15 protein-coding genes are annotated in these 15,781 nt (G+C 33.8%); 14 read left to right on the forward strand and 1 reads right to left on the reverse strand.

The features are described 5' to 3' along the window. The first annotated feature begins 87 nt into the window (after positions 1 to 87). The 11 genes from TEPIDINF_RS04135 (at position 88) to glnA (ending at position 13,049) form a co-directional block, all read left to right on the forward strand. Positions 88 to 1,431 carry a putative amidoligase domain-containing protein gene (locus tag TEPIDINF_RS04135; protein ID WP_068724021.1) on the forward strand — a complete coding sequence of 448 codons (1,344 nt, stop codon included), beginning with the start codon at positions 88 to 90 and terminating at the stop codon, positions 1,429 to 1,431. A gap of 82 nt (positions 1,432 to 1,513) precedes the next feature. Next, positions 1,514 to 4,132, forward strand: a complete 2,619-nt coding sequence (gene mutS, locus TEPIDINF_RS04140; protein WP_068724023.1) for a DNA mismatch repair protein MutS — start codon at positions 1,514 to 1,516, stop codon at positions 4,130 to 4,132. Then, positions 4,129 to 5,949, forward strand: coding sequence for a DNA mismatch repair endonuclease MutL (mutL, locus tag TEPIDINF_RS04145; protein ID WP_421691392.1), 1,821 nt, complete (start codon positions 4,129 to 4,131; stop codon positions 5,947 to 5,949). Before mutS ends, mutL begins: the two co-directional genes overlap by 4 nt. A gap of 1 nt (position 5,950) precedes the next feature. Beyond that, positions 5,951 to 6,742 (forward strand): class I SAM-dependent methyltransferase, encoded by a 792-nt coding sequence (locus TEPIDINF_RS04150; RefSeq protein ID WP_068724029.1) that lies wholly within the window; start codon positions 5,951 to 5,953, stop codon positions 6,740 to 6,742. Continuing rightward, positions 6,739 to 7,695 (forward strand): tRNA (adenosine(37)-N6)-dimethylallyltransferase MiaA, encoded by a 957-nt coding sequence (gene miaA, locus TEPIDINF_RS04155; protein ID WP_068724032.1) that lies wholly within the window; start codon positions 6,739 to 6,741, stop codon positions 7,693 to 7,695. Before TEPIDINF_RS04150 ends, miaA begins: the two co-directional genes overlap by 4 nt. Positions 7,696 to 7,733: 38 nt before the next feature. Beyond that, on the forward strand, positions 7,734 to 7,970 hold the full coding sequence (gene hfq / locus TEPIDINF_RS04160; protein WP_068724034.1) for an RNA chaperone Hfq: 237 nt from the start codon (positions 7,734 to 7,736) through the stop codon (positions 7,968 to 7,970). A gap of 116 nt (positions 7,971 to 8,086) precedes the next feature. Next, on the forward strand, positions 8,087 to 8,413 hold the full coding sequence (locus tag TEPIDINF_RS04165; protein WP_068724037.1) for a protease complex subunit PrcB family protein: 327 nt from the start codon (positions 8,087 to 8,089) through the stop codon (positions 8,411 to 8,413). A gap of 154 nt (positions 8,414 to 8,567) precedes the next feature. Further along, positions 8,568 to 9,551, forward strand: coding sequence for an AAA family ATPase (locus tag TEPIDINF_RS04170; protein WP_068724039.1), 984 nt, complete (start codon positions 8,568 to 8,570; stop codon positions 9,549 to 9,551). A gap of 268 nt (positions 9,552 to 9,819) precedes the next feature. Beyond that, positions 9,820 to 11,091: a methionine gamma-lyase family protein gene (locus TEPIDINF_RS04175; RefSeq protein WP_068724041.1), complete on the forward strand. Its 1,272-nt coding sequence runs from the start codon at positions 9,820 to 9,822 to the stop codon at positions 11,089 to 11,091. A gap of 172 nt (positions 11,092 to 11,263) precedes the next feature. After that, positions 11,264 to 11,665 carry a MerR family transcriptional regulator gene (locus TEPIDINF_RS04180; protein WP_068724044.1) on the forward strand — a complete coding sequence of 134 codons (402 nt, stop codon included), beginning with the start codon at positions 11,264 to 11,266 and terminating at the stop codon, positions 11,663 to 11,665. A 49-nt stretch (positions 11,666 to 11,714) separates the two neighbouring features. Next, a complete protein-coding gene (gene glnA / locus TEPIDINF_RS04185) occupies positions 11,715 to 13,049 on the forward strand; it encodes a type I glutamate--ammonia ligase (RefSeq protein WP_068724046.1) in 1,335 nt (444 codons plus the stop codon). An 81-nt stretch (positions 13,050 to 13,130) separates the two neighbouring features. On the opposite strand, the gene lexA is transcribed toward glnA, so the two are convergent. Further along, on the reverse strand, positions 13,131 to 13,748 hold the full coding sequence (gene lexA, locus TEPIDINF_RS04190) for a transcriptional repressor LexA (RefSeq protein WP_068724048.1): 618 nt from the start codon (positions 13,746 to 13,748) through the stop codon (positions 13,131 to 13,133). A gap of 157 nt (positions 13,749 to 13,905) precedes the next feature. Between lexA and yneA the strand changes: the two genes are divergently transcribed. The 3 genes from yneA (at position 13,906) to TEPIDINF_RS04205 (ending at position 15,780) form a co-directional block, all read left to right on the forward strand. Further along, positions 13,906 to 14,172 carry a cell division suppressor protein YneA gene (yneA, locus tag TEPIDINF_RS04195; protein ID WP_068724051.1) on the forward strand — a complete coding sequence of 89 codons (267 nt, stop codon included), beginning with the start codon at positions 13,906 to 13,908 and terminating at the stop codon, positions 14,170 to 14,172. A gap of 54 nt (positions 14,173 to 14,226) precedes the next feature. Next, positions 14,227 to 14,427, forward strand: coding sequence for a hypothetical protein (locus tag TEPIDINF_RS04200; RefSeq protein WP_068724054.1), 201 nt, complete (start codon positions 14,227 to 14,229; stop codon positions 14,425 to 14,427). A gap of 147 nt (positions 14,428 to 14,574) precedes the next feature. Continuing rightward, positions 14,575 to 15,780 (forward strand): dicarboxylate/amino acid:cation symporter, encoded by a 1,206-nt coding sequence (locus TEPIDINF_RS04205; RefSeq protein ID WP_068724056.1) that lies wholly within the window; start codon positions 14,575 to 14,577, stop codon positions 15,778 to 15,780. The last annotated feature ends 1 nt before the right edge of the window (position 15,781 follow it).

The raw sequence follows: 15,781 nt of genomic DNA on the forward strand, positions 1-15,781 counted from the left end.
GAGGGGGGGAATCTCCCTCTTTTTTCACTATTTGTCATGTTTCTGAATATGATAACGTTGTATCCCTAGAAAAATGGGGGAAAAAACATGACATTTATGCATTATGAAGAAATTCAAAAAAAGGAAAGTAACATGGGACTGTTAAATAAAAAGGCTCATTTTATAACCATTGATAATAATGGACTAATACAACAATTTAAACATTTAAATATTCATGGTATCAATACAATGTTAATAACAGACAAAAATGGAATAGAAAGGTTCAGAAGATTAAATTTTAAAAATATCTATCTTATTCCAGTATTCCAACAAAAAATTCTTACTTTTTTTAAACAAAAGCAAAAGAATACCACAAATTGGAGTAATAATGATATTTTCCAACAAAAAGGGAAAAAAGTGATTGAAGAAATTCCTAAGCTGAATACAAAAAGAGAACAAAGAATAATAAGTGAAATTGCCATTCGAGCAGTTTATGCTCTTAATCTAGATTATGCTTTAGTGAAAGTAGGGGTAACTGTCGGTGAAAAACCATGGATTTTATATGTAAATCCTACAATTGAAGGCAATGAAAAAATTGAAGAATTATTTAACGTGGCCATTCAAGAGTTCCTGACAAAATGGAATCAGTTATTAAGTGCTTCTTCTTATAAAGTAACCCTTGGAGCTGATCCTGAATTTGTTTTAAGAGGACCAAGTGGACAGTTGATTTTAGCATCGCAATATTTACCTAAGAAAGGATTGGTAGGCTGTGATGATATATGGACGAATCACGATCGTTCACAACTGCCATTAGGTGAATTTAGACCAATTCCTAGTGAAGATCCAAAGAAATTATTGATTAATCTTTATAGAACAATGTTATTAGGAAGTAAAAAGATAAGAAATACCCATGTTGAATGGTTAGCAGGAGCTTTACCAATTAAAGGGTATCCAATAGGTGGGCACGTTCACTTTAGTCATATTTGGCTTAATTCTTTTCTTTTAAGGGCTTTAGATAATTATTTGACTTTACCTATTTTTTTACTAGAAGACCCAAATGGAAAAGGTAGACGGCCGAAATATGGATTTTTAGGTGATTATAGGGAACAGTTTCATGGTGGGTTTGAATATCGTACCTTACCAAGCTGGATTGTTTCGCCAACGATTACGAAAGGGGTATTTGCTTTAGCCAAAATAATTGCTGAGAACTATATATACCTTTACCAAAATCCATTACAAGAAATTGAAATACAGCGAGCCTATTATGAAGGAGATAAAGATGCAATCAGGCCTGTGGTTGAAGGATTATGGGAAGAATTAAAACAACTTAAGGACTATCAAACATATCAATCCTATCTAAATCCATTAAAGAATTTAATCGATCGTGATTATTCTTGGGATGAAAATAAAGATATTAGAAAGCTATGGAAGCTCCCGCCATATCATAAATAACGTATTTTGAATCATCCACCACAAAACAAATTATATGTTATAATAAAAAGCATAAAATTGTATGTTTTAATGGAGGATGAAGATGGCCACATATACGCCAATGATCCAACAATATTTATCAATTAAGGCAGAATATCCTGATGCCTTTTTATTTTTTCGTTTAGGTGATTTTTATGAAATGTTTTTTGAAGATGCAGAAGTAGCTTCAAGAGAACTAGAAATAACTTTAACAGGCAGAGATGGTGGAGTAGAGGAAAGAATTCCAATGTGTGGGGTTCCTTATCATTCTGCTGAATCCTATATTAATAGATTGATTGAAAAGGGTTATAAAGTAGCAATGTGCGAACAAGTAGAGGATCCTAAGACAGCAAAGGGTGTGGTCAAAAGAGAAGTTATTCGTGTAATTACACCCGGAACTGTTATGGAAGGCAAAGTTTTGGAGCAGCGTGGGAACAATTATTTAGTATCTGTTGCTTATGATGCTGTATTAGACTCTTTCGGTTTATCGGTATCTGATGTGTCGACAGGTGAGTTTTATGGAACGGAGATTACTAGGAATTTTGAAGATGTTATCATGGAACTATCACAATATCATCCATCCGAAGTTCTTATTGAGGAAGATATATACCAACAACATATTCACTTGTTACAACAAGTTAATGCTACTTATACAGTATGGAAGGAAAATATTAAATTAGAACAATTAAACCAAATAGTAAGCGAACATTTCCCACATTTAGAACCAATCTCGAAATCGATCTTAATCAGTGCTGGGAATCTATTAAGTTATTTACATAAAACACAACATAAGCGATTCGTTCATTTTAATGAATTTCGTATTTATGATACGAATCAATATATGGTTTTAGATACTTTTACACGAAGAAACTTGGAACTTACACAAACTTCAAGAGATCAGTCGAAGAAGGGTTCTTTACTATGGCTTTTGGACCAAACGGAAACAGCAATGGGAAGTCGTTTGCTTCGCCGTTGGTTGGACAAGCCTTTATTGTCGGTGCATCGTATTGAAGAGCGTCTATCAGGAGTTGAGGCCTTATACAACAACCTGATATTAGCTGAAGATTTAAGCGATCAATTAAAACAAGTTTATGATTTAGAACGAATTATTTCTAAAGTATCTTATGGGAATGCCACTCCAAAAGATTTGTACCTCTTACGAAAAAGTTTAGAGCGCGTTCCTGCAATCATTCAAATAGTTATAGAAAGTGAAGCTGATCCTTTAAAAAAGATTGTCAAGGATTTTGATCTAGTACAAGATGTTTCATCACTCATTGAAAAATCGATTGTAGACGATCCACCTATTTCTTTAAAAGATGGTGGAGTGATAAAGCGCGGCTTTCATCAAAAATTAGATCAATATTATATCGCTAGTACGGAAGGAAAACAATGGCTTCAAGATTTAGAGTTTAGAGAAAGAGAAGAAACAGGTATAAAATCACTAAAAGTAGGATTTAATAAAGTTTTTGGATATTATATTGAAGTGACTAGGTCGAATTTATCCCAGGTACCTGATCGATACATTAGAAAGCAAACTTTAGCCAATGCAGAACGATATATTACAGAAGAATTAAAGGAAAAAGAGTCACAAATTTTAGAAGCTGATGAAAAAATGTTAGATTTAGAATATCAAGTCTTCATAGAGATTCGGGATGCAGTTTCTAAGCAAACTCAACGTTTACAACAATTGGCGCAAAAAATTGCATATCTTGATGTATTACTCTCTTTTGCAAAAGTAAGCTTGAAATATTCTTATGTTCGACCAACCTTTAATCAACTTGGTCACATTACTATTAAAAAAGGACGACATCCTGTAATTGAGGCTGTTCAAAAAGGACATCCTTATATTCCTAATGATGTTATTTTAAACCAGCATCAAGAGCAAATATTGTTAATAACAGGTCCAAATATGGCTGGTAAGAGTACTTATATGAGGCAAATTGCAATTACAGTGATTATGGCACAAATTGGTTGTTTTGTTCCTGCTGAGAGTGCAGATTTATCAATGATTGACCGTATCTTTACTAGAATTGGAGCTGGTGATGACTTAACAAGTGGTCAAAGTACGTTTATGGTTGAAATGACGGAGACAAAACAAGCAATTACTCAAGCTACATCAAATAGTTTGATTTTACTTGATGAAATTGGTAGGGGAACCTCCACCTATGACGGAATGGCTTTAGCTCAAGCAGTCATTGAGTATATTCATGAACATGTAAATGCAAAAACGTTATTTTCTACTCATTATCATGAATTAACTAGTTTAGCAGATCGTTTTCCAAGGATTCAAAATGTCCATGTAAATGTGATCGAAAAAGATGGAAAAGTAGTATTTTTGCATAAGATTGAGAAGGGGAAGGCAGATCGAAGTTATGGTATTCATGTAGCAGAATTAGCAGGGATGCCAAAAGAAGTGATTAAAAATGCAAAAAAGATTTTAGAAGATTTAGAAGCTCAATCAAAACGAGCTCAAGAGTCTGAAAATGATTTGGTTCAACTTGAACTTTTTGAAATTGAACCAAAAATGAAAGCGAGCAAAAAATCAATTGATCCATCTTTGAATGAAAAGATAGCTTTGTATGAAAAGGTCATGACACAAATAGATTCCCTAGATCTATTGAATATGACGCCGATGGAAGGTTTTCAAATTTTATATGATATACAGAAAAAGTTAAGGAAGTGATCACCTTGGGCAAAATAATCGTCCTAGATGACCATATTGCCAATCAAATTGCGGCAGGTGAAGTGGTAGAAAGACCAGCTTCGATTGTAAAGGAATTAATTGAAAATAGTATTGATGCCAGAAGTACAAAGATAGAAATTGAGATAGAAGAAGGTGGATTATCACTTATAAGAATAAAAGATAATGGTGAAGGAATGGATGAAGACGACGTAGATAAGGCATTTTTTCGTCATGCAACAAGTAAGATTAAAACGGGAAAAGATTTATTCAAAATTCGCACATTAGGCTTCAGAGGAGAAGCTCTGCCTAGTATTGCAGCTGTTTCCCGTTTAATCCTGAAAACTTCTTCTAATGAATTTGGTAAAGGAGTAGAAATTCAATTAGAAGGCGGCAAAATAACTCAAAAAAAAGAGATTAGTTATACTCGTGGAACTGAGATTATTGTTAGGGATGTTTTTTATAATACCCCTGCAAGGTTAAAATATATGAAATCGTTACAGACAGAGTTAGCACATATTACGGATTACGTTAATCGTTTAAGTTTAGCCTACCCTTATATTTCTTTTACTTTGATTCATAATGAACGTTTACTTTTAAGAACAAGTGGCGATGATAAACTTTTACATGTAGTTGCTTCAATCTATGGAACCAATCTGGCTAAAAATATGGTAGAAATAGTTGGGGAAGATTTAGACTTTAAAGTGACTGGTTATGTTGCAAAACCCGAGATAACTAGAGCGAATAAAAATCATATTTCTATTTTTATAAACGGAAGATATATTAAAAACTACCTATTATCGCAATCAATAATCAAAGGCTTTAATACGTTATTAATGGTTAATCGCTTTCCTATCGCTATCGTATATATTGAAATGGATTCTTCTTTAGTTGACGTAAATGTTCATCCTGCAAAGTTGGAAGTTCGCTTTAGTAAAGAACAGGAGCTTATGAAATTAATTGAAGATACGGTTTACAAAGCCCTCAATCAGCAAGCTTTTATTAGGGAACCCTTAAAATCGTCCTCTGGCACTTTCCAAAAACCAGTTCAGGAAATGTTTGATTTAACTCTGAATTACGAGAAAGGAAATTCAGAGAATAAAATAAGTTCAACTCAAAGACTTGATGATAGGATAGACCAAACCAGCTTACAGGATAACCAAGTTGTATTTACAAAAGAGGAAAACCTGACCTATGGCAGAACCATAGAACAACAACAGATAGAAAAAACCATTACTAAGTTACCCCTTTTAGATCCAATTGCTCAGTTTCAGGGAACTTATATTATTGCTCAAAGTGAAAAAGGTTTGTATCTAATTGATCAGCATGCTGCCCATGAGCGAATCTATTTCGAAAAAAATTTAGCTTTAATGAATGAAGAAATAGGGAGTAGCCAAGAATTGTTAGTACCGATCACGATGGACTTTCCTAAATCAGAAATGATACAAATCATGATGAAACTGGACCTATTCAAAAAATATGGCCTTCAAGTCGAAGCTTTTGGAATGCAAACCTTAATGTTTCGTTCCATTCCTCAGTGGATTCCTAAAGGGGAAGAACATCTTATGATTGAAAAAATGATTCAAATGGTTCTTCATAAAAATGAAATCAATTTGGAAGAATTAAGACAAGAAATGATTGCGACAACATCATGTAAAACGGCAATTAAAGCGAATCATTATCTAACAAAGCAAGAAATGGAACAATTACTTGAACAGTTAAGACAAACTAACAATCCCTTTTCTTGTCCTCATGGTAGACCGGTAATTATCCATTTCTCCACTTATGAAATTGAAAAAATGTTTAAAAGAGTGATATAAAATGATCGTAACCACCTCATACGAACCAGACCAGGAGATGATTCTTCGAGCTATAAATATTGCCAGACAAGTTGGTGGACAATTTATAGAAAGAGGCAAATTCTCATTATTAGAATTGAATAAAAGCTATAACACAAGAGAAACAATTGTGATTGAAAAAGAACTTACGAAATATTATTCTACGGAAACAGAAAATCCTTTTTTCTTTCATCCTAGTATGGCAACACTACGTATAAATCGCTTAAAACAGGGTGATAATGATATAATGGTTGATATTTCCAAACTGAAGCTAGGTGATACTTTTTTAGATTGCACATTAGGTTTTGCTTCTGATTCAATTGTTGCTTCTTTTGTGGTAGGTTCAACTGGAAAAGTAGTCGGAATTGAAAGTCAACCCATTATTTCTGCCATTGTACAAGATGGGTTGAATCAAGGATGGCCAAAGGATAAGGATATTGATCAAGCGATGAAAAGAATTGAAGTCTTGACAAAACATTATTTACCTACACTCAAAATTTTTCCTAGTAAAAGTTTTGATGTGGTATATTTTGATCCAATGTTTCGTCAAGGCCAAAGAAAATCTTCATCAATGAATCCCTTAAGAAAGTTAGCTAATGCTGAACCTATTCAAGTAGAGGCAATTGAAGAAGCAAAAAGAGTAGCAAAAAGGATGGTTATATTAAAAGAACATATCTACAGCAGGGAATTTGAAAGACTAGGTTTTACACCCATCCACCGATCATCTTCAATCACTTATGGAATAATCAATGTGAATGGGGATGAGCAAAAATGAAAGAAAATCTATTGGTCATTGTTGGACCAACAGCTGTAGGCAAGACTGATTTAAGTATTGAAATTGCCCTTCATTTCCAAGGAGAAATAATATCTGGTGACTCGATGCAGGTCTATAAAGGCATGGATATCGGTACAGCTAAGATTAGAGTTGAAGAAATGAAAGGAATCCCTCACTATTTGATTGATGAATTCAATCCTGATTATGCTTTCTCTGTAGCTGAATTCCAAGAGATTGCAACGGCAAGAATATCAGAAATTAACAGAAGGAATCATCTTCCAATTATTGTTGGAGGTACCGGTTTATACATTAAATCGGTCACGCATCAGTATCAATTTTCAAAAGCTTCGATGAATGAATCCATTCGTTCAGAATGGTATCATTATTTGGAAATATATGGTAAAAAAGCGTTGCATCAGAAACTAGCCGATATTGATCTTGAAACAGCCAAAAAGCTACATGTCAATGATGTGAAGAGAATTATCCGAGCGTTAGAAGTTTACTATCAGACAGGAAAGACCATGTCCCAGTTGCTTAAAGAACAACAACTTAAAATTCCTTACCATTTATTGATGATAGGTTTGACTATGGATAGGGAAAAATTGTATGATAGAATCAATCGTCGAGTTGATCTCATGCTTGAACAAGGGTTAGTAGAAGAGGTAGAAAAGCTACTTGAACTAGGGTATGATGAAAGATATACTTCAATGCAAGGTATTGGGTATAAAGAAATCATAAGTTATTTAAAGGGAGATCTTTCTTTGGAAGAAGCTGTTAATCAGATAAAGCAAGGAACAAGGAGATTTGCCAAAAGACAACTTAGTTGGTTTCGTCAAATGCCTGAAATTAACTGGTTCGATATGACTGAGAGAAAGGAACAAGTACAAAAAGAAATTATGGAAAAGATTTCTCATCATTTTGCAGGAAAGCTCATATATTTGAAGAATAATTAAATATTCTATACATAACATGATATCTAGGGGGTAAAGAGATGAAACAAAGTATTAACATTCAAGATTCATTTTTAAATGTGGCACGTAAAGAGAACATACCGGTTACCATTTTTTTGATGAATGGTTTTCAACTAAGAGGATTAATTAAAGGTTTTGATAATTTTACCGTTATTCTTGAAACTGAAGGAAAACAGCAAATGGTTTATAAACATGCTATTTCTACTTTTGTACCTGCTAAAAATATTTCCTTAGCACAAGAAATGAAAGAGGAATAATTATTATTTGTATCTTTCATTCAGTAAGCATTCTTTATGAAAAACATAAGGAATGCTTTTTATTTTTATCAATATCATAGTCATATAGAGTTTTTATTATAAAGGTTGGGGTGGATATGGAATATCAAATGATTAGTCAATTAGATGCACCAAATACTGTGCAAGAGTGGTTGAATCAAAAGCAGAATGAGGATGTTTACTTTATTCTTAAAGAGGAGAATAAAACTTACGTGGTGATTAGAAGAAAAGAAGTGGATTCTGGGGGATATGGTATTAAACTAGTTGGAATTGAAGAGCAAGAGAAGGATATATTAATCAAGGTGGAATATACAAATCCTAAACCAGAAGAAATCGTTACACAAGTCATCAATTCACCTGTGACTGTTCTAGAACTTGAACAAACGAACAAACCTATTCGAATAGAAGTCCAATATAATAAATGAAGAAAATAAAGAAACTCAGCCCTAAAAAAGCCTTAAAAAGGGCTATTTTTTTTAGCCAAAGATAAATCGAATTTTGGAAATCAATAGGCTTTAGCACATTTTGTTAGGCACTCGCGTATACTGTAAGGAATATGTAAATGTGAGGTGACCTATCATGAATAAGAAAGTGGCTGCTAAATCAAATCCATCCCATAAGATTCATATAGTCTTAGATAAGAATCAAGAGGTAGCTAAGTCGAAGGGACAACTGACATCGAATTACAAAGTTACCTCAACGAATTCAACGATACAGGAAAAATTCAAGGCAGTTGTCCAAGAATTAGATCGTTTAGTTGGGTTATATGAAGTGAAAAGACTTATTTTTGAAATCTTTGCATTTATTCAGATTGGCCAACAAAGGTCATCTCTAGGTTTAAAATCTGATTCTCAAGTATTTCATATGATTTTTAAAGGAAATCCTGGAACAGGGAAAACAACTGTGGCCAGAATAATAGCCAAAATGTTTAAAGAGATGGGGATTCTCTCAAAGGGACATCTTATCGAGGTGGAACGGGCTGATTTAGTAGGTGAGTATATTGGTCATACAGCCCAAAAAACAAGAGAACAAGTAAAAAAAGCCATAGGAGGAATCCTTTTTATTGATGAAGCTTATTCATTGATCAGAGGAGGCGAAAAGGATTTTGGAAGAGAATCGATCGATGCTTTGGTAAAAGCAATGGAAGATCATAAAAATGAATTTATTTTGATTTTGGCAGGCTACTCTTTTGAAATGGAGAGTTTTATCCGTTCTAACCCTGGACTTCATTCAAGATTTCCTATCCAACTTCATTTTGATGACTATTCAATTGAGCAGTTATTAGATATTGCAGAGGTAATGGTCAATGAAAGAGAATATATTTTATCTAGCTCTGCTAAACAAAAGTTGAAACAGTTTCTTACCGAAGAAATTAATAATCCACTACGAAGTTTTAGTAATGCAAGACTTGTTCGTAATTGGATTGAAAAAGCGATTCGGAATCAAGCTGTTCGTCTTATTAGTGAACAACAAATTCCAAATTCAAAACAGGTTTTGATGACCATTCAGCCTGAAGATTTTTTAGAAATTAAAATACGTGGGAAAGAATCATTCCTTTTTTAATTAAAGAAAGTCAACTTTCTTTTCCGTATTTGAGAGCCCCACAAAAGTAGTCGGAATAGCTTTTAAGGAATCCGTCACTTTTGTGGGTTTTATTATAGGGGATGTCTTTTTCGTATTAAAAGTGTATTATAGTAGTTGATGATTTTGTTAAAAAAGGGTAATGTAAAGGAATCTTTATAAGAGAAAGGAAGGACTATATATTGATGTCTGAATCAGGATTTAATGCCTTATTAAGTTAACAATATATATTAGAAGGAATGATTTTGGCATGTTTTCGTTTTTTAAATATGGCAAGGAATTCGAAAGGATAGTCATTCAAGTAGAAAAACAAATTTCGACTCGTATACAAGAGATTGATCAAATTGCAAGCTATAATCAAGGTAAAGTTTTGAAGGCTTTTCAAAACCACCATGTTTCAGATTTTCACTTACTTTCTTCAACTGGTTATGGTTATGATGACATGGGGCGGGATATGTTAGATCAAATTTATGCAGATGTATTTGAAGCTGAAGCAGGTCTAGTTCGTCCTCATATTGTATCAGGTACTCACGCTTTATCTATAGGCCTATTTGGGTTACTACGACCTGGGGATGAACTCTTATATATTACAGGTGATCCATATGATACGTTGGAAGAAGTGATTGGTATTCATGGTGAAGGTATGGGATCATTAAAAGAATGGGGAATTACATATCAATCTGTTCCTTTAACCAAACAGGGAAAAGTTAATTTTGAAGAAGTGGCCAAAAAAATCAATCAAAACACTAAAGTCATTGCGATTCAACGTTCTAGAGGATATTCATGGAGACCCTCTTTTAGTATTGAAGAAATAAAGGAGATGGTTACTTTTGTAAAGGAGATTAAACCAGATCTAATTACTTTTGTTGATAATTGTTATGGAGAATTTACTGAAAAACAAGAACCTACTGGAATTGGTGTTGATGTTATTGTTGGTTCTTTGATCAAAAATCCTGGTGGAGGTTTAGCTAAAACAGGAGGATATATTGTAGGAAAAAAAGTTTACATTGAGAAAATTTCTTACCGATTAACAGCCCCGGGTATTGGGGCGAAGGTTGGCTCCATGCATGGGCATATGGCTGACTTTTATCAAGGCTTTTTCTTAGCCCCTCATTTTGTGGGCGAAGCTTTAAAGGGGAGTATTTTTGCTGCAGCCCTATTCGAACAACTAGGTTTTGAGACCAATCCTAGTTGGAATGAAGTCAGACATGATATTATTCAAGCTGTAAAGTTCAATAATCCAAATACACTAATTACTTTTTTACAAGGGATTCAAAAAGGATCACCAATTGATTCTCACGTTATACCAGTGCCAAATCAGATTCCCGGATATCAAGATTCTGTTATTATGGCAGCAGGTACATTTATACAAGGAGCAAGTCTTGAATTATCTGGTGATGCACCTATCCGTTCTCCATATATTGCTTATGTTCAAGGTGGGCTTACCTACCACCATGTAAAATGGGGGATATTAACGGCTATCGAGATAATGGTAGACAAGGGGATTTTATCTATTGCTTAATCATATATTTTGTTTGCATTTTAGGAAAGAGGCTATATTTTGATGTGAGAGATGCCTCTTTATTTTTTATAATTTTATATGTAAGTTTTTCTAACATATTATTGACAATAAAACTAACATGAATTAAAATAAAACCATTATATGATAAGGATATATGATAAGGAGAGTTTTCATGAATGATTTTGAACGAAGAAATCGACCGCTATTTCCGATTAGTATTGTAATGGAACTTACGGAATTGTCTGCTCGACAAATTCGTTATTATGAAGACCAAGGTTTGATAAAACCAGCAAGAACCAAGGGTAGGCAACGTCTCTTCTCATTCCATGATATTGACCATCTATTAGAAATAAAAAGTCTGTTAGATAAGAAAGTAAATATAGCAGGAATAAAGGAAATTCTCTTAAGAAATGAAATAGAGCAACAAGAGCTTGAAATGAAACAATTACAACAAACACAACGGTCTGAGATCTCAAAGACAGAATTAAGACAAATTTTAAAGAGAGAAATTTTACAACAAAAGCCAGGTCAGACTTCGCTAATCCAGGGGGAGTTATCGAGATTTTTCCATTAAAACTTAAATGCGACTGCATTTGAGAATAGATAAAAAGGAGAGTATGAAGATGTCCAAATTTAGTAGAGAAGATATTATTAGGATGGCAAAGGAAGAAAATGTACGCTTTATTCGTTTAATGTTTACTGATTTAATGGGTTCTATTAAGAATGTTGAAGTACCTGTGAGTCAACTGGAAAAAGCATTGGATAATAAAATCATGTTTGATGGATCTTCTATAGAGGGATTTGTTCGTATCGAAGAATCTGATATGTATCTGTATCCTGATCTTGACACTTGGGTTGTTTTTCCATGGGGATCTGAGGAAGGAAAAGTGGCACGTTTAATTTGCGATATTTATATGCCAGATGGTACTCCGTTTGAAGGGGATCCAAGGGGAATTTTAAAAAGGGCTTTAAAAGAAGCTGAAGAATTAGGTTTTACTGCTATGAACGTTGGGCCAGAACCAGAATTCTTTCTATTTAAGACGGATGAAAAAGGAGAACCTACGTTACAATTAAACGATAATGGAGCTTATTTTGATTTAGCTCCTGTAGATTTAGGTGAAAACTGCCGACGTGATATCGTACTTACTTTAGACAGAATGGGATTTGAAGTTGAGGCTTCTCATCATGAAGTAGCTCCAGGTCAGCACGAGATTGATTTTAAATATGCTGATGCTGTTCGTACTGCAGATAACATTCAAACTTTTAAGCTAGTCGTAAAAACGATAGCTCGTAAACATGGTTTACATGCTACCTTTATGCCAAAACCCTTATATGGTGTGAATGGCTCAGGAATGCATAATCATCTTTCTTTATTTAAAGGTAATGAGAATACATTCTATGATCCAAACGATTCATTGGGGTTATCTGAAACAGCTAGATACTTTATTGCAGGCATACTTAAACATGCGCGTTCATTAGCAGCAATAACAAATCCAACAGTGAATTCATATAAAAGATTAGTTCCAGGTTACGAAGCTCCAGTATATGTTGCTTGGTCCGCACAAAATAGAAGTCCTTTAATTCGTATCCCTGCTTCCCGAGGTTTAAGTACGAGAATTGAAGTGCGTCATCCAGATCCATCAGCCAATCCATATTTAGCTTTAACTGTACTATTGAAAGCAGGATTAGATGGAATTAAGAATAAAATCAAATTGCCAGCTCCTGTCGATCGTAACATTTACGTTATGACAGAGGAAGAACGAATTGCAGAAGGAATAGATAATTTACCAGCAACTTTATTAGAAGCTATTCATGAACTATTAAAGAATGAAGTCATTCTATCTGCGCTAGGTAGCCATGCAGTGGAGCATTTTGTTGAGGCTAAACAAATTGAATGGGATCTATTTAGGACCCATGTTCATCAATGGGAAAGAGACCAATATATGAAGCTATATTAAAAAATTAAATCTATTTTAATTTAAAATGAAATCCCCCTTCATCCTTATGGAGAAGGGGGATTTATAGTAGAATTACTAATGTTAGTGAATATTTCTAAATAATCCAATTACCTTTCCTAAAATAGTCACTTGTGGTAATAAAATAGGTTTCATCGTTGAGTTTTCAGGTTGAAGTCGAATATGGTTTTTTTCTTTAAAAAATCTCTTAACCGTTGCTTCTCCCTCATCAGTCATGGCTACGACAATTTCCCCATTATTAGCTACAGGTTGCTGGCGAACAATCACATAATCTCCATCATATATACCGGCTTCAATCATGCTTTCTCCTTGAACAACAAGCATATAAACGTCATCACCATTTACAATACTAGCAGGTAGTGGAAAATAATCTTCTACATTTTCAATGGCAGTGATAGGCTCTCCAGCAGTAACCTTTCCTATCAATGGAACTCTAACCATCTCTTTGTCCATCTTAGGTAAATCATCATCTACCAAAATCTCAATAGCCCTAGGCTTTGTAGGATCTCTTCGAATTAAGCCCTTCTTTTCTAATCTAGACAAATGCCCGTGTACTGTTGAACTAGAGGCTAAACCAACAGCTTCTCCAATTTCTCTAACTGATGGGGGATAACCTTTTTCTTTCACCTTTTGTTTAATAAAATCAAAAATTGCCTTTTGTCTGTTCGATAAATTATTCATCATCATTCACCTCTGAAATACCATATCTTTCTTGTTTTTTATTATAACATAAATCAATCGATTGCGCAAACACTCGTTCGAAATTTTAGCTTGACAGGAACATTTGTTCTAAAATATAATAAAATTATAATTAAGAATAAATGTTCGGAGGGTTCTTATGAAAAGGATTTTAATAGTTTTATTTGTTATTTTAATAACGTTTGTGATCTCAACAATCGTGTATGGAAAGGAAATTAATCAGAAGAAAACGCCACAATACATTGAAGTAATAGTCCAAGAAGGTGATACATTATGGTCAATAGCCAAACCTTATTACAATGGCAAAATGGATTTTAGGGAATTGATATACAACATTCGAGAATTAAATGAATTATCAGAAGCAATGATTTATCCTGGCCAAGTGCTTAAGATTCCTCTAGACTAATTTATACTAAAATATTCTTCTTTTAGACATAATGTATTATAAAGGAGGGATAAGATGATACCGGGGTTTCCTAATGATATTGCAAGGGTAGATCCGCATTTTTTTCCACAAGAGGAATACCAGATAAGTCGAGTGAATGTGAATGAATCAACCGGAAGAGAGGAAGTCCTCCATTATTCTTATGGTCGATTTGATGATTTCAATCCATATCATCATGTTGAAACTTTAATCAATGGATACCTTCCATATGATTAGATAGGTTAATTTTTTAAACAAAGAGTAACCGCGTGTTACTCTTTACTATTTTCACCATCAGCACATTCTTGCATTGATTAAATTTCAAACTTTCATTATAATCATTTAACGTAGCACCCTATTATAGTGAAAGGAAGATATATAAAAATGAATCAATCTACGAAAATCTTTTTAGCGATGATACTTGGTATAGGGGCAGGATTTTTTATCAACCTTCTAGTTCCTGATGAAATGATTCAATTTTTAGATAAAAACATTCTGCATCTAGTAGGCGTTGGTTTTATTAAATTGATCCAATTTATAGTAGTACCATTGGTGCTTGTTTCATTAGTAACGAGTATGTCAAGTTTGGGTGACATCAAGAAAATAGGGAGATATAGCATTAAATTACTGTTTTTATATATCTTTACCTCAGTTATTTCTCTTATCATTGGTTTGATTGTGGCTTATGTTTTAAAACCAGGAATAGGCGTAGAAATGCTTCAACAAAAGGTTGAAGGAAAGCAAGGCCTTCCTTTATCTGAATGGCTATTAAGTATTATTCCTAGCAACCCTTTTGAATCGATGAGCACAGGCCATATGGTTCAAATTATTATAACGGCATTAATGTTAGGATTAGGAGTTACTCTTGCAGGAGAAAAGGGAAAACCGTTTTCTGTCTTTATCGATAGTGCAAATGAAGTTATTTTTAAGATTATGGGAATTATCTTAAGACTAGCACCTATAGGCGTTTTTTCCTTAATGGCTTCTGTGATTGCAACACAAGGATTAGGGATCATTAAGAGTTTATCATTGTATGTGATTGGATTAATCATAGCAATTTTATTGATGGCATTTGGAATTTATAGTATTCTTTTAATTGTTACAGGACAAAATCCGATTAAGTTTTGGAAGGCATTTTATCCAGCTTTTGGACTTGCATTTGGAACAGCTAGTAGTAATGCGACTCTTCCATTAGCAATGGATAATGCTGAGCATCGTTATGGTATGAAAAAGGAACTTGTTAGTTTCGCTATTCCTTTTGGAGTTTCCCTCAAAAAAGATGGTGCTGCGATTCTACAAGGTTTCACAGCAGTTTTTGTTTCTCAGATGATCGGTGCTAATTTGAGTATAAACCAAATTATTGCAGTTTTTGTAAGTGCGATCTTAGTTTCATTAAGTACTGCTGGTGTTCCTGGAGCAGGAATTATTATGATGTCTACTGTGCTAAGTGCTGCAAATTTACCGTTAGAAGCCATTGCGATTATAGCTGGTGTTGACCGTTTAACTGACACATTTAGAACAGCATTAAATGTGATTGGAGTCGTTGCAAATGCAGCGATTTTAGAGAAGTGGGAAAGGAGAACGACGTAGA

Origin of the sequence: Tepidibacillus infernus, from assembly GCF_048898065.1 — a bacterium.
GTDB lineage: Bacteria > Bacillota > Bacilli > Tepidibacillales > Tepidibacillaceae > Tepidibacillus_B > Tepidibacillus_B infernus.